The following is an 18,126-nucleotide window of genomic DNA, read 5'->3' as shown; positions in this document are numbered from 1 at the left end:
GATGTCAGCTGTAGGCCACGTAAGCCCCAGCGAGGCGCTCTCTTGAACTCCGGCGCCGGATCCGCGTGTCATCATGTCCATGGGCAGAATTGGAGAGCAAATGGCCGCAACGACCAGTGAGCGTCTAATCGCAACGAGTGACAAGTCGAAGCCACGACACTCCCGTGGTATCGCACCTGCTGTCAAGCAGGCCCGGATAGGCCGGCCGTTAGAGGTTTCGGTGGTGGATGTTCCAAGAATGCTTGCGCGCTACGAAACCTCTAACGAGTTCGCCCCCTCTGAAATAGGAGTGCAGTCGGCAAAAGTATGCGACTGGCGGTGTCCTGCCGGCGCAGACCACTCCTACGTAGCCAAGGCCGAGTCGGTGTTCAAATCACCACTCAGCGCCTGTCCCTTCTGCTCCGGACGGAAGCTCTCTATCACCAACCGGCTGGATGTGCTCTACCCTGAGATTGCTTCTGAATGGGACGTCGACCTAAATGACGGGCCACCCGCCGTAGTCTCAACGTCCTCAAAGAGTGCCTGGTGGCGTTGCGCAACATGTGATCACCGGTGGTCGACGAGGATCTCACGGCGCACCCGCGAAGGGACTGGATGCCCCAAATGCGCAGGTATCAAGAACGCAGCCAGGATGTCCGGCACCTCTTGGGGGCGGAAACCCATGACCACCATCGCTGACGTTCCCCATATGGCCGTACGTTACTCGCCGGAGAACGAACTGCCGGCCGATCAGGTAGCAGCTCGCTCCACCACCGTTCGCAAATGGCAGTGCCCTGAGGGGGCTGATCACGTCTACGAGACACGCCCGGCCACCGTGTTCAACATAGCTAGCAGCGGCTGTCCGTTCTGTGCACGTCGAGAACTGTCAGTAACCAACAGCCTCACGAGGCTTCATCCAGAGCTCGCTGCCGAGTGGGATACTGCTCGCAACGGCGGGCCGCCAAGCTTAGTCGCTACGTCCGCTCAAGCCGTGTGGTGGCGATGTGCATCGTGCAGTCATTCCTGGGAAACAACGGTTAGGCACCGCGCGCTAGAGCGGGGATCCTGCCCCCAGTGCTCCCGCAGAGGGCGCGCGTCCAAAGCCGCACAGCCACGTCCAGGCCGTTCGCTGGTTGAAGTCGCCCCCTCTGTGGCTGCCTCATGGCATCCAACGAAGAATGCACCTTTAGGTCCGGAGGACGTGGCAGCCATGTCAAACACGTCACGATGGTGGCTGTGCGATTATGGCCACGAATGGGAGACTGCGCCTGCTCACAGATCTAGTAAGCGACGCTCCGGCTGCCCCTTTTGCACAGGGCGAAGGGTTTCAACCGAGTCATCGCTTGCCGTCAGATATCCAGAAATCGCTAAAGAATGGCATCCCACCCTTAATGGGGCCCTGACGCCGGAGATGGTCATGCCCTCGACCGGGAAGAAAATCTGGTGGCGGTGTTCGGCCGGGCATGATTACGAAAGCCTGCCGGGTAACCGCACTAAGAACGGGAATGGGTGCGCGTACTGCGCCGGGCTTCAGGTCGGCTACGGAAACGATTTAGTGTCCATGGCGCCTGAGGTCGCTAGTCAGTGGGACGTCAAAAAGAACCATCCGATTAAGCCCGACGAGGTGACTGCGGGCGGGACAGCCAAGTATTGGTGGCTCTGCGTGCAGGGCCACTCGTGGGAGACAACAGCGACGTCCCGGGTTCGCCTGGCTACCGGGTGCCCTCAATGCTGGTCGGGCTGGCGCCGCTCACTACCCGAGATCGCCCTGCAATACGAGTTGGAGCGCTTGCTGCCGTTTCCTGTGTTTGGTGACAGCGAGGTGCGAACACCCACTGAGGCCTGGCATGTCGATGTGCTCTGTACGGGACTGCGGATCATCGTCGAGTACGACGGAAGCTATTGGCACCGCGACGGACTTCAACGGGATTTGAGGAAGACTCAGGACCTTATGTCAGCAGGGTGGATCGTCATTCGTGTCCGACAAGCACCTCTTCAGATGGTCGGCCGTTGGGACGTCCTCTGCGAGAAAAAGGATCCTGACGTCTTCACTATGACCGTTCAAGTGCTGGGCCGGATCCTCGAAGCCGCTGAAGCTGCAACCGACGGGCACCCCGCCAAAAAAGGTCTGGACGTCCTGCGCATGAGCGCCCGCGCCTATGAAAAGGGTGGCGCTGCTCAAGCCCTCGACGCGGCCAAGGTCGCCCTAGCAGATGGTCGCATAAATCGGCCCCGTCCAATTTCTGTCCGATTACCGCGACCGCCGAAGCCAGGCCAGTCGCTGGCTGAGAAGAGTCCCATGACCGCTGCCGAATGGCACCCGGAGCTAAACGGACCCCTCACCGCCCTTGACGTGGCTAATGGGCGCAATTCCAAAGCGTGGTGGCTCTGCTCGCTGTGCGATGGGGCTTGGGAAGCGAACGTCAACGGCAGAACTAGGGTCCACTCCGTGGGGTGTCCCGATTGCGCGCGCAAGCGAAGTTCGCTCCCCAGACAGGGTCAATCACTGGCTGACCTACATCCTGAGATCGCAGCAGAGTGGCACCCTGCCAGGAACTACACGCTGCTCCCCGGGGATGTGAAGCCCGGGTCCAATCAGCGTGTCTGGTGGCGATGCTCGCTTTGCGATAACGAGTGGGAGACAGCAATTAGCACGCGCATGAAACATAAGAATGTCGGCTGCCCCACCTGTGGTTGGGCCCGGCGCGGCGTCGGCCATGCCAGACCCAAGCCCGGCCAGGCTCTGGCGGATCTGTTCCCCGAGGTTGCCGAGCAGTGGCACCCGACGAAAAACGGTTCACTTCGCCCGGGCGACGTGAAGCCTCGATCAAACAAACACATCTGGTGGCTTTGCAAGGAAGACCACGAATGGCGGACGAGCATAGACTGCCGCACCAGGAGTAGGCCAACCTGGTGTCCAAGCTGCAGAAAAAACCCGGATTCCAACATGACGCCAATGTTCGACTTGGATTTCTAGTTCCGCCGATTACCGATCCATTTACACAAGCTGCCCCCTTCATTAGCGCGTGAGGCGAATGCGGTCTCCAGCCGGAGACCACCGACCACCATCGTCACCCTGCTGGCTTGAACGGTCCAGGAAAAGGTGACGGACACACGGCTAGAGGCAGCATGCTTGTGTTCGTGGGCGGCCCTTCCCGATGCCATGGCAGCCAGTCAAGCGCCGGCGAACGCCGCCCTGGGACCGCTCGCTTCCAGAACCTTTGTGCAGTGGGCCGCAGGGAAAATGACAGCTAATTTGGCACAGTGCTGAACCGGGCACGCTCAGCGATCCCTGAGGATGCAAGGGACAAGGCACTTGGCAAATGGCCAGATAGCGTGTCATCTCACAATTTGCACCATTACAGCAGCATCGGACCCACAGGTCCGGTGCTGCTGTCTTTAACGCCGAGCCGCAAACGGCCAACTTGCGAAGCGCGCACCCCGGATGGAGGAACTACTGGTCTTTTATGCTGGCCTGGGATTCCCAAAACTGCTAGCCTCGGGCTCGGTCACGGGGAATGAAGACTTCGATGTGCACGGATCCCAACGAGAAATGGACACCCATGTCGGTGGAAAGAATGTCGCTGTTTGCTCAGGGCGACAACGGTGGTGGCGGCAACGTGATTCTTTTCGCGGCACTTATTGCAGTGGTGCTGCTGGTTGTCTTTATCTGGAAGTCTTTCAAACCGAAGAGGACGCCGGATGGTATGGCAGCGCCTCAGGAGAAGCCCAGACCGACGTCAAGGATGAAACAGACCATGACTGCTGAGGAAGTTGCCTCCAAGCGGTTCCAGCCGGTGAAACTCGGGGAGGGATACGACGGGCTGGAGGTTAATTCCTTCCTTGACAGAATAGTTCGGGAATTCCAGCGGCTCCAGGACGAAAACGAACGCCTGCACCTGAAGAAGGCGAACCCCCTGAGCGAACCTGTCACTATTACCGAACCCATTCTCACAGCTAAACAGGTGGTCTTACACGACTTCCCTCCCAACAAACTCCGCGGAGGTTATTCGCCGGACGAGGTTGACGACTTTCTCGACCAGGTTGTTATTGGGCTCAGGCAGTGGACCTCTGAGAATGAGGAGCTCCGGGCCGAGCTGGCCGGAAACATAAGCCCGGCATGACCGACAACAACTCGACCGGCCGCATTGAACCGCCGCTGGCCGAGACCGAAGCGGAAACCCTTGCCGGTTCCCTGGACCGGCAGCGGGCAACTTTCGCCTGGAAAACAGCGGGTCTGGATGCCGAAGCACTGGCCGTGAAACTGGGCTCCTCCGCCATCACACTCGGTGGGCTGCTCAAGCATCTGGCCGGGGTGGAGGATATCTACTTCTCCTGGCGGCTGTGGGTCCGGGACCCTGGTACTCCGTGGAACACCGTGGACTGGGAGAACGATCGAGACTGGGACTGGCGCACTGCCGCCAACGACAGTCCCGAGGATCTCTACCGCCTGTGGAACGATGCCGCAGCGCGTTCCCGAATAAGCCTTGCCGAGGCGCTGGACAACGGAGGGCTGGACCAGTTGCTGCCGGCGGCCGGCGGGGAGGTGGGGAGCCTCCGCCGGATGCTGATTGACCTGATCGAGGAGTATGCCCGCCATGTGGGGCACGCAGATCTGATCAGAGAGTCGATTGACGGGCTGGTGGGGGAGGATCCTCCGGCCGAAACGTAAAGTCCGGCGCTAGGGCAACCGGCCGGGGCGGAGCATCGAGGGCACGTGCGCCCGGGCGGGATCCAGCGGAACAGGACTGATCAGCAGCGCCGGACCCCGCTGGAGGATTCCGCTGGTCAGTGGCCGGCAGCGCAGGCCGCCGCGGCCACGCATCGCGTTGTGCGCGCCGGGAGCCAGGACCGCATCCATCCAGGCACAGGGGTGTGCATGCCGGCCTCCATGGAGGTCAACGCTGCCGGCGGCTGATCTGAGCGTGAAGTCCTGCCCGATAAGAGGTGCGAGTTCAGCGCCGCGGAGCACCACATTGCGGCGGGGGAGCAACGGATCGAACTGATCAGCGCCGAGGTCCGCGGCGATGGCCTCCAGGGACTCGACGGCGAACAGGGTGACGGCAGCATCCATGTGGGCCGCCTTGCCGAAGAACCGGTCACCCACAATTCCCTTCCCCGCTACTACCTCCACCCGCTCGGCATCGGTGGTGGCGACGTCGGCTGCACCGTCCCGGGCGCGGCCGAAATAAGCGTGGGCGCCGGAGACGAGCAGGTGGAGGATCTCGACGTCGTATTCGTAGCTCATACCTTCTACGCTAACCGCACGCATCAACCGCAGATGCGCTCAGGTAGGCCGCCGGCCCGTGGTCACAGGGGAGTGAGGCGGTCCCGCAGGTTCATGGTGGTGTTCCAGCTGCGGATGGTCATGGACTTGTACAGCGGCGATGCAATGACCGCGCTCAACCGGCTTTTGGTTAGTTCAGCACTGAGGCGTTGTGAATAGATGACGCCGTCGCCCGGCCAGACCCGGTCCACGCCTTCCCGTGGTCGAAACGCCGTCATGGCCGTTTCCGCATCGATGCCCATCAGGAAAATGGCGTCGGAGTGGTACTTCTCCGGCTGCTCACCGAACCCCTCCGGTTTGGAGCCGATCACGCTGTGCAGCTGGTCGGGACTGAGCACCAGCACCTTGATGAGGTCATCATCCAGGTCGAAGTTCTCCACCAGAGCCGCCTCAACTTCCCTTCCCACTTGTTCCGGGGAATCGGGTGAGGCAAGCAGGACGTTGCCGCTCGCAATATACGTGGACACCTGCTGGTATCCCATATCCTCAAGATGCTCCCGCAACGGTTTCATGGGGATCTTGTTCCTGCCGCCCACGTTGATGCCGCGCAGCAGGGCCAGATAGGAATTCATTTCACGTCCCCGTCCCCTTCGCTTGGTGCAGCCGGTCCGTCGGCAACAGAATGTCGATGGACGTGGTCATATCGGCGGCCTTGGCGATGGCACCGGAAGCAGTGAAAGCCACGGACACCCCGTCACGCCGGACTTCCCGGATGAGGACCGGTACCTGTTCGCCGTCGAGATCGAGCCACCAATCCTCCACGAACATCGCCAGGCCGAGGTCATCCAGGAGATTCTCGGCCTCCTCCAGTTCCAACGCCTCCGCCCGCTGCCGGTGCAACAGATCAAACGGTATGAAGCCACCAGCATCTGTCATATGGATGTACCCCACATGCTCGCCGTCACCGGAGCGGCGGTGATCAAAGGTATTGTCCGGCGGGAGTTGCTGCAGCATGCAAGGACACTAACACCGCTGCCGGCCGGGGAACATCGGTCCGAGTCGCTGCCACACACGGCACGACCGTTATGGAACAGTCGGGAGTGGAGGTAGAGATGCCACGACAGCGCGCCAGGTTATTGAGGACTGTGATCGTCTGCGTCTTCCTCGGTCTGCTGATCTATCTATTCTGGCCCGGTTCCAAAGAGCTCCCGGCCCAGTCAGCGCAGCCCGCTGCGGCCGCCGTGCTGGACTTCGATTCCCCGGACAGCACGCTGGTTGTAGTAAATAAGAAGCGCCCGGTGCCTGCGGACCACGCTCCGCAGGACCTTGCCGACGCCGGCGGCGTGCCGCTGCGGGCCGAGGCTGCAGGGGCCTACCGGCAAATGGCCGCGGAAGCGGGCGCCGCCGGAGTTCCCATGTCCGCGGTGAGCGGCTTTCGGACCGGAGCAGAGCAGGACCAGCTGTACGTCTCCTACACGGAGAACTTTGGGCCGGAGGCAGCCGACGCCATTTCGGCCCGTCCCGGGTACAGCGAGCATCAGACGGGGCTGGCCATCGACATCGCCAACCCGGACGGAACCTGCGCCCTGGAATCCTGCTTCGCCGAAACCTTGGCGGGTTCGTGGGCGGCCGCCAATGCCCAGCACTACGGCTTCATCATCCGTTATCCGGCAGGAGCCGAGCACATCACCGGGTACGCCCATGAACCGTGGCATCTGCGGTACGTGGGGACGGAACATGCCCGGACAATGCACGACGCCGGCACCACCTTGGAAGAATATCTGGGACTTCCTGCCGCGCCGGGTTACTGACCTTCGTCCTTGGCGCCATTGAACCGCTCCAAAGCGGCGGCGAAATCCCGAAGCTCGGCTTCGCTCCACCCGTCCAGACGGTTCCGCACGGCCTCACGGTGAATGGCCAGGGACCGCTTAAGCCGGTCTGCTCCCTCCTCCGTCACGGACAAGGCCCGGCCGCGGCGCGGCTGGCTGTCACTGTCGCCCTCAACCACCAGGCCAAGTTCCGCCAGGGCGTGGATCTGGCGCGAGACGGTGGAGCGGTTCAGTGAGAAGGCGGAAGCAATATCCGTGGCGCGGCACCCGGGGTTGCCGCCGATGAAGGCCAGGAGGGACTGTTCGACCTGCGTCAGCGGGGCGTTGATCCGCCGTGATCGGGCCACGGCCCGCCGGTAGATCGCATCGATCTGGTCGTAGACGCTTCCCACTGCAATGTCCCTGGATCTGTCCTGTTGTGCCACTCCTCCAACTTACCTTCTGGGAGCGATGACACGCCGCGGTATCCAAGTGATGTTGCACTATGCAACAATGGAACGTTGCATAGTGCAACTTACGGAAGTCTCCGTCCTGTTTCCTGAAAGGTCCCATGCCTGACCCGTCCCTTACCGCACCGTCACCTGAATCGGTCCGTCCGGAGCCCATCGTGCAACCAAACCGGCCCGGGCGCGGGGGTTCCGTTCCTGGGGTTTCCTTCTGGAAGTCCCTGGGAATGCACCTTCTGATTCCGTTCTTCCTTGCCGCGGGAATGGGGCTGGCCTACCTGGGCGCGTTCCATGAGCCCGAACCCAACCATCTGTCCCTCGGAATCATCGGTACCGGGACTTCGGCGGAGGTTTTCGCCCAGCAGCTCAATGACGCGGAGCCCGGGCGTCTTGATACCCGGGTGGTGGCCGACGCCGAAACGGCCCGCCAGCTGATGGTCGACCGCGAAATCTCCGCGGCCTACGAGCCCGGCGACGCTGAGGCCACGCTGTACGTTGCGTCAGCGGCCTCCGCGACGACGGCGGAGGTGGCCAAGAAGATCTTCCAGCCCGTCGCTTTTGACCAGCATCTGCCGCTGGACATCGTTGATGTGGTACCCACCAACGAACATGATCCGACCTCCCAGGGGCTGTTTTTCCTGCTCGTCGGGCTGAGCGTCGGAGCATACTCGAGTGCGGTGGCAATCTCCGCCGTTGCCGGACAGGTCTCCGTTCCATGGCGGGCCGCCGCCGTCGTCGGCAGCTCTGCGGTGATTGCGGGGATGGGCGTGATCATCGCCGGCCCCATTTACGGGATCCTGGAAAACGGGCTCTGGAGCATGTGGCTGTTGTCCTGGCTCTATGTCACCACGATTGCACTGCTGGGCGTCGCCCTGCATCCGGTGCTGCGGAAATGGACTACGCCCACCCTCACGATGCTGTTTGTCATGCTCAACTTCACCAGCAGCGGCGGCATTTTTACGTCGGAAACACTGCCGCCGTTCTTCGCCGCGCTGGGGACGTTCTGGAACGGTGCGGCCTGGCTGCACGCCGCGCAAAGCATGGTGTATTTCCCGGGCCAGCCGTTCGGCATTGACGGGCTAAAGCTGGCACTGTGGCTGGTTGCTGCCGGAGTCCTGCTGGCCCTGACTCATCGGTGGAGCGTGCGGAGGATCCGCTTGTCCGATGAACGCGCACGGGTGCGGGAAGAGGAAGGCATCGTAGCTGCCTAGTTCTTGTCCGGACAGCCCTCTCCCGGAACGCCGTCGCGGGTGCTGCCGCTCAGAGGCCGGACCAGGTGAACCTGCCGCCGAGCAGCGTTGCCGAGACCGGCATGGTGCGCAGCTGCTCACCGGGCGTGGTCAGGGGATTCATCTCGGTGACGGCAAGGTCGGCCGCCTCGCCCACGCGCACCCCCGACCGGCCGCGGGCGCTCGCGGCCAGGGCAACCTCCGCCGGCACGCACTGCTCAGGATGCCACGGCTCCCGGCCGTCCCGGCTCCGGCTGACCGCTGAGGCCAGCGCAAACCAGGGATCCAGGGGAGCCACCGGGGCATCGGAACCCAGCCGCAGGTTTGCCCCGGCACGGTGCAGGGAGGCCAGCGCGAACGCCCGCTCGGTGCGTCCGGGCCAGAACATATCGGCCACATCCCGGTCATCCATGGCGTGCTCGGGCTGGACGCTGGCGGCCAGGCCCAGCTCCTCGAAACGGGCAAAGTCCGTCTCCCGCACCAGCTGTGCGTGCTCGATCACTCCGGTCATGCCCAGCTCTTCGAAGATATCCAGGACCTCCGTGTTGGCCCGGTCGCCGATGGCGTGAATTGCGGCACCGATACCGGCGTCGCGCGCGGCAGCCATGAGCATCCGCAGCTCGTGCATCGGGACTGTGTTTTGGCCGCAGGAGTGCTTCCGGCCCGCGGGGAGCCCCGGATACGGGTCCCAGCACCAGGCTGTGCGGGTGTTCAATGACCCGTCCACGATGACTTTGAGCGGACCCATGGTGATGAGCCCGCACTCGTCCAGCACGTCGCCGGTTTTCGCTCCGAGTTCGATGGCGCCGGCCAGCCGGTCCGGCCACACCGAGACCTCAACCCGCAACGCATCAACACCGTGACGGACGCGCTCAGGCCAGAGCTGCAGGTTGTCGGCGTTTTCAAAGTCCACAATGCCGACGACGCCGCGGCGGGCTGCCGCTTCAGCGGCCCGCCGGTAGGCCTCGAACGAGATGGTGTCCGGATCCTCAAGTTTCTCCAGTGTCCGGAAGCACTCCGCTTCCCGGACCAGGCCGCCGTCGGCCCCTGTGATGCCCAGAGTGCGGACTGCCGCCGTGTTGACCCAGAGGCAGTGCAGGTCAGCGCTGATCAGGACCACCGGCGTCGTGCCTGAGGCGGCGTCCAGGCCGGCGCATGTTGGGCTGTCCGGCCAGAGGGCATCGCGGAAACCGAACCCCACCAGGGGTTCCCCTGCGGTTCCGGTCGGAATGGCTGCTGCCACCAGTGCGAGGACATCCGCGGCGCTGCCGGTGCCCGTCAGGTCCAGCCGCTGCTGCCGGATCACCCACTGGGTGAAGTGAACGTGGTTGTCCCACAGGCCGGGGAGAACAAAGCGTCCGTCGAGGTCGTGGACCTCATCAGTGCCCCGCCCCGGTGCAGTTCCCCGCGCCGGACGAATGGCCGCGATGCGTCCGGCGTGCAGCGCGACATCGTGCAGTCCCTGGAGGGAGGGAAACGAAGCGTTCCTCAGCAGGATGCTGCGCGGGTCCATGAGTGTCCTTTGTGGATGCAGGGCGTTCATTGGCTGGACGGGCGGGTTCCCGGCAGCTTGTCAGCCAAGGGTTTCGGCGTTGATCTGCCGCATTCGTACGGCCAGCGGCGGATTGGCGTAGGGTCCCGGCCGCTCCAGGTGGTCGATGACGCTCCGGACTGTTTCGGGGCTCTTGCCCTGACTCATCTTGTCTTTGCCCTCCATCCGGGTGACCCGCAGCCGGAAACCGACGGTGCCGTGGACAATGCGGCGGGCATACTCGCTGTTCTCGCTGGTTGCGTGCAGCAGATGCGGCTCGGGCAGCGGCGCTTCGAAGTGTTCCACCAAGCGGTCCAGAACTGCCAGGTTTTCGGCGTCCGACAGGATTTCCGGCGTGCCCCAGAGATGGGCGACGGCGAAGTTCCAGGTGGGGACGCCGGGACCGCCGTCGTACCAGCCGGGGGAGATGTAGCCGTGGGGACCCTGGATGATCGCCAGCATTTCGTGCCGCCCCAGCTCGTGTATCTCCTCGTCGGGCCGGCCAACATGGCTGAGCAGGACTATCCCCTCGGCGTCCTCGTCCAACAGGACCGGATAGTGGGAGGCGACCAGTCCGCGGCCGTCCACCTGGCTGATGAAAGTGCACCAGGGATTGCTGCGGACCAGGTCCTTGATGGCCTCTGCATCATCAAGTGCATAGCTGGGGTTGTCTCTCATCGGTCCTTCCTTAGCGCGTGCCGCGTTCGGGCCACCCTAACAGGAGGCTGAACAGGCCGTGGCTGCGCGCTGGCATTGAACACGTGCATACTTCGTTTATGACGGCTCAGACCCCCGTACCGGAACTGTGGCGCAGCCTGGCACCGTTGCTTCCGGATGGTTTCGAACCAGCTGTCCGGACCGGAGCGCGGTGGTGGTGGGCGGGACCGCTCGACGTCGAAGGCCTCGGGTTAGGGGCGCTGCAGGCGCTCGCTACGGCGGTCTCCGCTTACGCGTCTTCCGCCGGCCGCCGGGAGCAGGTTGGTTTTGCGTCCGACGGCGCAGCGGCGTCATTTGCTTCAGTTTCCCACCTGCGCGTCAACGGCGACCCGGTCAGGGGATTCGCTCCACTTTCCGGGTTCCGGCGCAGCGCCGACGGCTGGGTTCGGCTGCACGCCAATTATCCGCACCATGAACGTGCCCTGCTGGCGGCTCTGAATATCAGCAGGCCTGAGGAGGTGGACGCCGAGGTGCGCCGGCGCACCTCGGCGGATGTGGAGGAAGCGGTCACGGAACACGGAGGTCTGGCCGCGGCGGTGCGCACCCCTGAACAGTGGGCAGCCTCCGAGCCGGGGCGCGCCGTACTCCACGAACCCTGGCTCCGGTTGAACCTCGAAGCAGTGGAGGCGGCATCCCTGCCGAGCGGCCGCGGCGGCATCCTGGCGGGACTGCGCGTTCTGGACCTGACCCGGGTCATTGCCGGCCCGTCGGGCAGCCGGATCCTCGGCTCACTGGGTGCTGACGTGTTGCGCGTGGATCCGCCGGCCTTCCCGGAACTGGAGGACCAGTATGTGGACACCGGGTTCTCCAAACGCAGCGCCGTCGCGGACTTTGGCGACCCGGACGCCTACCGGAGGCTGCGCGCGCTGCTGGAGAGGGCCGACGTCGTCCTCACCGCCTACCGTTCAAAGGCGCTGTCCCGCTTCGGGCTCGAGGCAGCGACGCTGCGTGCTGATCATCCCGGGGTGGCGGTGGTCTCGCTGGACGCCTGGGGGGACCGCGGAGGGTGGGCCGGCCGGCGCGGTTTTGACAGCATTGTGCAGGCTGCCGCGGGTATCTCCCACCTCTACGGGGGCACCGGGGAGGATGGTCAGTGGCGGCCGGGTGCGCTCCCTGTGCAGGTTTTGGACTACGCCACGGGGCTGGGGATGTCTGCTGCCGCCGTCGCCCTGGTGGCTGCCCGTGCACGTGGACTGAGCGGATCCGCTCATTTGTCGTTGGCGCGGACGGCTCTGGAACTGATGCGGTTCCCCGGCCCGCCGCCCGGCACCGAGCCGGTGGTGCTCGAGCCGGTGCTGCGCGGCTGCCGGAGCGACTACGGTGACCTGATCTTCGTGCCCCCGCCGCTGCTGATCAACGGATTACAGCTTGAGTACCGTTGGCCTCCGCCGCGTTATGGCAGCGCCGCATTGGTTTGGAGTGGATCGGACCGCGTGGATTGAGGGCTGGCGCTAGCCCGCCACGCGTGCGCGCTGCGCGGTGTCGAGGGCGGCTACCACACCGCCGTCGACCAGCAGGTCCATGCCGGTGATGAAACTGGCATCGTGTCCCAGCAGGAAAGCCGCCGCGTTGGCGATGTCTGCCGGTGTGCCCACGCGCTTGGTGCCCGAGCCTTCGATCATGGCCCGCATCTGGGCACCCGATTCACCGGCGAGTTCCTGCTGACCCATGGGCGTGGAAATGACGCCGGGGCTGATGCTGTTAACCCGTGCCCCGCGGGCGCCCCAGGCAAGGCTGGCCGCCTGCACCCGCACCTGGTTGGCGCGTTTGGCGATGCCGTAGGCGTATCCGGGGTTGTCGATGCCGGCGAGGAACGGGACCAGAAGCAGATCATCCGTCGGCACTGCGGCAAGGCTGGCCAGAACGTCAGCAGGAATCTGGCCGCCCACCATGTACGCCGACATGCTGGAGATGAAGACGCCGGAGCCTCCCGGGGCAATGACCTTCTGGAATTCGTCCAGGACCACCGCGGTACCAAACAGGTCAACCTTCCAGATGGCCTCCACCGGCGCTTGGACGGGAGAAAGCCCCGCGGTATGCACGACGCCGGTGACCGTTCCCAGTTCCGCGGCCGTTGCCGCCAGCGCAGCCACGGAATCGCGGGAGGAAACGTCCACCCGCTGGGAAACGACGTCGTACCCGTCCCCCAGCGCGGTGGAAACGACAGTCTCCAAGAGGGATTCGTCAAAATCGGCCAACAGGACCTTGCGGCCGGCGCCCGAACGGCGCAGGACGGCCTGTCCCATGCCGCCCATTCCAACAATTACCAGTACGTCCGTTGCCATGATGCTCCAATGCCCATCGGATTCCGGCAGGGGAGCCTGCCGGATAATTCTGACAGTACCCGCTGATGTGCAGCAGGTGGCTGGTTTCCCCAAAGGCCAACGCCTCAGTGCTGACCGGGGAACATTCTGCGGCAGAGGTTATTCGGATGGCGGATCCGGTTGCCAAGGCAATGAACTTCAAAAATATGAGTATGTAACGATTTACCTGCAAAGTACTCTAGTCGGCCCGTGCAACCTGACGTCCGGAATTATCTTGGCCTACCGTAATAGCAGGCTCCGGGAATCAATCCCCTCGCCGCGACAAACGGTGAATCAGTTCTCCATTCCCATCATTTCCCGGGAGAGGCGGCTGCATCGGGGACCGGAACAGCCGAACGGCAAGGCTGGGGGGCTGTGCAGTGCGGCAAAACGGTAATCGAAAACCTTTGTGGTTTTTCACATCTGCGTAATGCGCGGGAACACCAACAACACCATCCAGGAAATAAATGAAAACGACGACGCTTTCCACAGGCCTCACATCGGCAGCGCTGGCAGCCTTGCTGGCCGTCACCTGCTTGGCGGGTCCGGCCGCGGCTGCCGTCCCCGCCATGGGCACTGACATGCCTGCCTCCAGCCTCAGTGAGGCCGAGCAAGCCAAAATCATTGGTGAGAACGGTGCACGGATGGGCCAGGGTATCCACCGCCTCACCGTGTCCGGCGATGCCCAGCTGCCGGCCCCCGATGAGATGCTCGAAACGCCCGGAGCCGGCGACCCTTCGGCGTCGGATCCCGAGGCGGGGACATCGTCGCCTACCGAATCCGAACCGCAGACTGCTGGGCCTGACACTGCTGCTCCTGACGCAGCCGAACCCCTGGGCGGAAACTGGCGTCCCCCAGGAATCCAGGGCATGGATGTCTCCAGCCACCAGGGCAACGTCGATTGGAACCGTGCCTGGGCTCAGGGAGCCCGGTTTGCCTACGCAAAGGCCACCGAGGGAACGAGCTACAAGAACCCGAACTTCAACCAGCAGTACGGCGGGTCGTACAACGTGGGTATGGTCCGCGGCGCCTACCACTTTGCGCTGCCCAGTGTGTCTTCAGCTGTTGATCAGGCCAACTACTTCGTCAACAACGGCGGAGGCTGGTCAGCGGACGGAAAGACACTTCCGCCCCTCCTGGACATCGAGTACAACCCCTATGCTTCCCTGGGGAATACCTGTTACAACATGAGCGCAACCCAGATGGTCAACTGGATCAAGGCGTTCTCCAACCAGGTGAAGGCCCGCACCGGCCGCACCCCGATGATTTATACGACCACCGACTGGTGGTCACGGTGCACCGGCAACAGTGCGGCCTTCGGGGACAACCCCCTGCATATTGCCAGCTACAACGAGGTGGGCGCCGGTCCGCTCCCGGCAAGCTGGAGTTACTACAGTGTGTGGCAGTACAGCAGCACCGGACCGTTTGTGGGGGATTCAAACGTTTGGAACGGGACTCAAGCCGCATTGACCGCTTTCGCTCGGAACGCGCCTGCGGCGGCGGGACCGTTCAAGGATGTACCGGCCAATTCACAATTCGCCAAGGACATTACCTGGCTTAGGGATGCCCGGATTACCACGGGATACGCGGACGGGACCTACCGTCCCCTGGAACCGGTCAGCCGCGAAGCCATGGCAGCCTTCCTGTACCGGGTTGAGGGCAGACCCGCCTACACCCCGCCGGCCCAGTCCAAGTTCAAGGACATCGCGGGAAGCGAGTTCTACAAGGAGATCAACTGGCTTCGTGCAAAGGGTGTGGCCACCGGCTGGAACGGCACCCAGTTCGGACCGAAACTGGCCATCAACCGGGACGCCATGGCCGCCTTCCTCTACCGGTTGGCGGGAAGCCCCGCCTACAGCGCTCCGCGGGTCTCGCCGTTCAAGGATGTTGCGGTCAGCAACATGTATTACAAGGAGATCAGCTGGCTGGCCGCCACCGGGATCTCCACCGGCTGGAGCGACGGAACTTTCCGTCCCTACGAACCGATTAAGCGTGATGCAATGGCGGCTTTCCTGCATCGCTACGACACCAAGTTCTAGACCGCTCCGCACGGCACCCGGCGGAGGGCCGCTTCATGCACCGTTCGCTGGGTGCTGGGTGCTGGGTGCCGGGTGCTGGGAGCCGCCGAAGGGTGACGTAATGAACTCCGGATCGGTCACCCGGGGTCTGCGGCGCCGATACGATTTAACGCATGAACATTGAACTGCGGATCCCGCCGAAACTGGGACGGGAGCTGGAGGAGCTGGCTGAAGAACAGGGGGTTCCCGTGGAAACCCTCATGATTAACGGAGCCCGGCTGCTCCTGGAGCACCGCAACCGCCGGAATCACCTCGCCTAACCGCATTCCAATAACCAGCGGACAGGGTTTCCGGCATTCCTGCCTTCCGGCTGGGACAATAGATTCCAGCGGATTCTTGCGGCATCAAACGCTGAAGTGTCGGACGATAAATCCGGCAAATCCATTTATCGTCCGGACGATGGACTAATATCGCAGCGTGCCGCTACGATAAACCCAATCATGAAAAAGAATACCTCCTTCCGGACTGCTGCCGTCCGTGTCATCTGTGCCTTAGCCCTTGCGTCCGTTGCCGTTCCGGGAAGTGCTGCAGCCGCTGCGCATCCGGCGCGCGGAACTGTTGCCGTACCGGCGGTTGAGGTGCAGCAGCCGGAGGTTCCCGACATTCCTCCCGTGGCTCCGGATACCCCGAAACCTGACCCCGGTCTTCTGTCTCCCGAAGCGGCTCAGGCATCCGTCGATGCGGCGGCCGCTGCGGCCGGAGTATCCGGCGCGGGTGCAGCCGTTCCGGATGCCTCAGCGGAAGCGGTCCGGAGCGACGCCTTCGCTTCAGCGGTGTTTGACCTGATGAACGCCAAGCGCCGGGCGGCGGGGGTTCCCGCACTGATCTGGAACCAGCAGATCGCTGACGGTTCCCAGGGCTGGGCGAACCATTTGCGGGTTGCCACAGCAGATCCGAACTTTGACTGGAACGGCATTCACCGCCCCGATGCCGGCCTGTCCGTCATTCCTTCCGGCGCCAACTGGTACGGGGAAATCATCGCGTTCAACTTTTCAGCGGCGTCCGTGGTGGATTGGTGGATGAATTCTCCAGCCCACCGGGCTGCGATGCTGGATCCGCGGGAGACGCATGCCGGGGTGGGCTACGTAGTGCCCACCAGCGGACCGTACAAGGGATGGCATCTGGTGGTCTCCAACCTGGCCGGTTACCCCAAGGCCGCTCCGCCGGCTCCGGTGTCTCCCTTCAGCGATCTGCAGAGCGGACAACAATTCCTGTCCGAGATGAACTGGATGCACGCCAAGCGCGTCTCCACCGGGTGGACGGAAAAGAACGGGACCAAGACATACCGTCCTTTTGAAGCGGTGTCCCGGGAAGCAATGGCGGCTTTTATGTATCGGCTTTCCGGTTCACCCGCATACACGCCGCCGAAGAAATCCCCCTTCGCGGATGTTAAAACTTCGCATCCTTATTACAAAGAAATAGCGTGGTTGTCGGCCAAGAAAATATCGACGGGCTGGAAGCAGAAAAACGGCACACAAATATTCCGTCCCGGTATTCCGGTGTCCAGGGACGCCATGGCCGCCTTCCTGTACCGGCTGAAGGGGTCTCCAAAATACACGGCGCCCAAAACATCGCCTTTCACCGACGTTACGAAATCCCACCAGTTCTACAAGGAAATCTCCTGGCTCGCGGCCAACGGGGTATCCACCGGCTGGCCCGCCGCAGGCGGCGCTTCGGAGTACCGGCCAGGACAAACCATCGCCCGGGACGCCATGGCCGCATTCATGAAACGCTGGGCTTCCTAGCACGTTCTGCGGTGCAGGAACCTTTCGGATCAGCCCGCCGCGGCGGCCAGCTGGTCCGAAAGGGCCATGAATCCCGGGTCAATCTTCTGTTCCGCGGGGTGGGCGTCGTACCAGGCGAGGATTTCCGCCGCACCCTGGACGAAGGGGATTTGGGCGGCGAACCCCGGTACCAGCGACTTGATCTTGGTGTTGTCGAAGATGACCGAGTGGGACTTGTCGCCCAGCAGGCCCGGCCCGCGTCCGGGATCGTGGGCGGCAATGGTGTCCGACGAGACATGCACCAGCCGCGGTTCGGGCACACCCGCCGCCGCCGCCAGAATCCGGTAAATCTCATTCCACGGCAGGAACTCATCCGAGGTGATGGTGTAGCTGTCGCCCACGGCCGCGGGCCGGCCGAGCAGGCCGGTGAACGCACGCGCAAAGTCGCGGCTGTGTGTCAGGGTCCACAAGGAGGTGCCGTCCCCGTGGACGAGGACGGGCAGCCCCGCCCGCATCCGGTGCAGGTCCGTCCATCCTCCCGTGAGCGGAATCATGGTTTGGTCGTAGGTGTGGGAGGGGCGGACCACGGTTCCGGGAAAACCCTCGTCCCGGTAAGCGGCAGTGAGCAGTTCCTCGCAGGCAATCTTGTCCCGCGAGTACTGCCAGAAGGGATTGCGCAAGGGAGTGGACTCCAGGATGGGCAGCCGGGCCGGTGGTTTCTGATAGGCCGAGGCTGAGCTGATGAACACATACTGGCCGGTGCGGCCGCGGAAGAGCTCCATGCTCGCCGCCAGCTGCTCCGGAACAAACGAGATGAAGTCCGCAACGGCGTCGAACTCGCGGCCGGACAGGACTTCGGCAGCCGCCCTCGGATCACGGATGTCCGCGTGCAGAACCTCGGTTCCGGCGGGAGCCGGCCGCGAGGTTGAGGCTCCGCGGTTGAGGAGGGTGACCCGGTGGCCCAGTTCAGCCGCATGCCCGGCCACGGCGGAGCTGATGACCCCGGTTCCGCCGATGAGAAGAATGTCCATGTGTGCTCCCTGCTCGGATCCAACGGCTGCCG

At 63.5% G+C, this 18,126-nt stretch carries 17 protein-coding genes; 9 read left to right on the top strand and 8 right to left on the bottom strand.

Going from position 1 to position 18,126, the window contains the following annotated elements; all coding sequences use genetic code 11:
• The first annotated feature begins 73 nt into the window (after positions 1-73).
• The 3 genes from KG104_RS18265 (at position 74) to KG104_RS11360 (ending at position 4,651) form a co-directional block, all read left to right on the top strand.
• The gene (locus tag KG104_RS18265; protein ID WP_307858980.1) at positions 74-2,956 is read left to right on the top strand and encodes a zinc-ribbon domain-containing protein; all 2,883 of its coding nucleotides are present in this window, start codon (positions 74-76) and stop codon (positions 2,954-2,956) included.
• A gap of 541 nt (positions 2,957-3,497) precedes the next feature.
• Positions 3,498-4,103, top strand: coding sequence for a DivIVA domain-containing protein (locus KG104_RS11365; protein ID WP_207347074.1), 606 nt, complete (start codon positions 3,498-3,500; stop codon positions 4,101-4,103).
• Positions 4,100-4,651, top strand: coding sequence for a DinB family protein (locus KG104_RS11360; protein ID WP_207347073.1), 552 nt, complete (start codon positions 4,100-4,102; stop codon positions 4,649-4,651). The genes KG104_RS11365 and KG104_RS11360 overlap by 4 nt, the downstream gene beginning before the upstream one ends.
• Before the next feature lie 9 nt (positions 4,652-4,660).
• Here the strand turns inward: KG104_RS11360 and KG104_RS11355 are convergent, their stop codons facing one another.
• The 3 genes from KG104_RS11355 to KG104_RS11345 all read right to left on the bottom strand — a co-directional run bounded on the left by KG104_RS11355 (position 4,661) and on the right by KG104_RS11345 (position 6,220).
• A complete protein-coding gene (locus KG104_RS11355) occupies positions 4,661-5,227 on the bottom strand; it encodes an MOSC domain-containing protein (protein ID WP_207347072.1) in 567 nt (188 codons plus the stop codon).
• A 62-nt stretch (positions 5,228-5,289) separates the two neighbouring features.
• Positions 5,290-5,838 (bottom strand): DUF1697 domain-containing protein, encoded by a 549-nt coding sequence (locus tag KG104_RS11350; RefSeq protein ID WP_207347071.1) that lies wholly within the window; start codon positions 5,836-5,838, stop codon positions 5,290-5,292.
• Position 5,839: 1 nt separating this feature from the next.
• Positions 5,840-6,220 carry a serine/threonine protein phosphatase gene (locus KG104_RS11345; RefSeq protein ID WP_104053942.1) on the bottom strand — a complete coding sequence of 127 codons (381 nt, stop codon included), beginning with the start codon at positions 6,218-6,220 and terminating at the stop codon, positions 5,840-5,842.
• Positions 6,221-6,318: 98 nt separating this feature from the next.
• On the opposite strand from KG104_RS11345, the gene KG104_RS11340 reads away from it, so the two are divergent.
• Positions 6,319-7,017, top strand: coding sequence for a M15 family metallopeptidase (locus KG104_RS11340; RefSeq protein WP_207347070.1), 699 nt, complete (start codon positions 6,319-6,321; stop codon positions 7,015-7,017).
• On the opposite strand, the gene KG104_RS11335 is transcribed toward KG104_RS11340, so the two are convergent.
• Positions 7,011-7,460 carry a MarR family winged helix-turn-helix transcriptional regulator gene (locus KG104_RS11335; RefSeq protein WP_104053944.1) on the bottom strand — a complete coding sequence of 150 codons (450 nt, stop codon included), beginning with the start codon at positions 7,458-7,460 and terminating at the stop codon, positions 7,011-7,013. The two genes, KG104_RS11340 and KG104_RS11335, sit on opposite strands and share 7 nt — an antisense overlap.
• A gap of 248 nt (positions 7,461-7,708) precedes the next feature.
• Between KG104_RS11335 and KG104_RS11330 the strand changes: the two genes are divergently transcribed.
• Positions 7,709-8,692, top strand: coding sequence for a hypothetical protein (locus KG104_RS11330; RefSeq protein ID WP_207347069.1), 984 nt, complete (start codon positions 7,709-7,711; stop codon positions 8,690-8,692).
• Between the two features lie 49 nt (positions 8,693-8,741).
• Here KG104_RS11330 and KG104_RS11325 read toward each other — a convergent pair whose 3' ends face one another.
• Both KG104_RS11325 and KG104_RS11320 read right to left on the bottom strand, forming a co-directional pair.
• Entirely contained in the window at positions 8,742-10,223 is a 1,482-nt protein-coding gene (locus KG104_RS11325) for an amidohydrolase (RefSeq protein ID WP_207347068.1), read from the bottom strand.
• 60 nt (positions 10,224-10,283) lie between these two features.
• Entirely contained in the window at positions 10,284-10,919 is a 636-nt protein-coding gene (locus tag KG104_RS11320) for an FMN-binding negative transcriptional regulator (RefSeq protein ID WP_207347067.1), read from the bottom strand.
• A gap of 98 nt (positions 10,920-11,017) precedes the next feature.
• Here KG104_RS11320 and KG104_RS11315 point away from each other — a divergent pair, with 98 nt between their 5' ends.
• Entirely contained in the window at positions 11,018-12,400 is a 1,383-nt protein-coding gene (locus KG104_RS11315) for a CoA transferase (RefSeq protein WP_207347066.1), read from the top strand.
• A gap of 9 nt (positions 12,401-12,409) precedes the next feature.
• Here KG104_RS11315 and KG104_RS11310 read toward each other — a convergent pair whose 3' ends face one another.
• The gene (locus KG104_RS11310) at positions 12,410-13,243 is read right to left on the bottom strand and encodes an SDR family oxidoreductase (RefSeq protein WP_207347065.1); all 834 of its coding nucleotides are present in this window, start codon (positions 13,241-13,243) and stop codon (positions 12,410-12,412) included.
• Positions 13,244-13,728: 485 nt separating this feature from the next.
• Between KG104_RS11310 and KG104_RS18120 the strand changes: the two genes are divergently transcribed.
• The 3 genes from KG104_RS18120 to KG104_RS18115 all read left to right on the top strand — a co-directional run bounded on the left by KG104_RS18120 (position 13,729) and on the right by KG104_RS18115 (position 17,084).
• Entirely contained in the window at positions 13,729-15,300 is a 1,572-nt protein-coding gene (locus tag KG104_RS18120) for a GH25 family lysozyme (RefSeq protein ID WP_237686895.1), read from the top strand.
• A 152-nt stretch (positions 15,301-15,452) separates the two neighbouring features.
• Entirely contained in the window at positions 15,453-15,599 is a 147-nt protein-coding gene (locus tag KG104_RS11300) for a hypothetical protein (protein WP_181032299.1), read from the top strand.
• 180 nt (positions 15,600-15,779) lie between these two features.
• Positions 15,780-17,084, top strand: a complete 1,305-nt coding sequence (locus KG104_RS18115; protein ID WP_237686894.1) for a CAP and S-layer homology domain-containing protein — start codon at positions 15,780-15,782, stop codon at positions 17,082-17,084.
• Between the two features lie 29 nt (positions 17,085-17,113).
• On the opposite strand, the gene KG104_RS11290 is transcribed toward KG104_RS18115, so the two are convergent.
• Positions 17,114-18,094 carry an SDR family oxidoreductase gene (locus KG104_RS11290; RefSeq protein ID WP_104161281.1) on the bottom strand — a complete coding sequence of 327 codons (981 nt, stop codon included), beginning with the start codon at positions 18,092-18,094 and terminating at the stop codon, positions 17,114-17,116.
• Positions 18,095-18,126 lie beyond the last annotated feature (32 nt).

Source organism: Arthrobacter sunyaminii, from assembly GCF_018866305.1.
Taxonomy (GTDB): domain Bacteria; phylum Actinomycetota; class Actinomycetes; order Actinomycetales; family Micrococcaceae; genus Arthrobacter_B; species Arthrobacter_B sunyaminii.
Note: the sequence above shows the minus strand (reverse complement) of the source record. Positions and strands in the feature narration are given on the sequence as shown.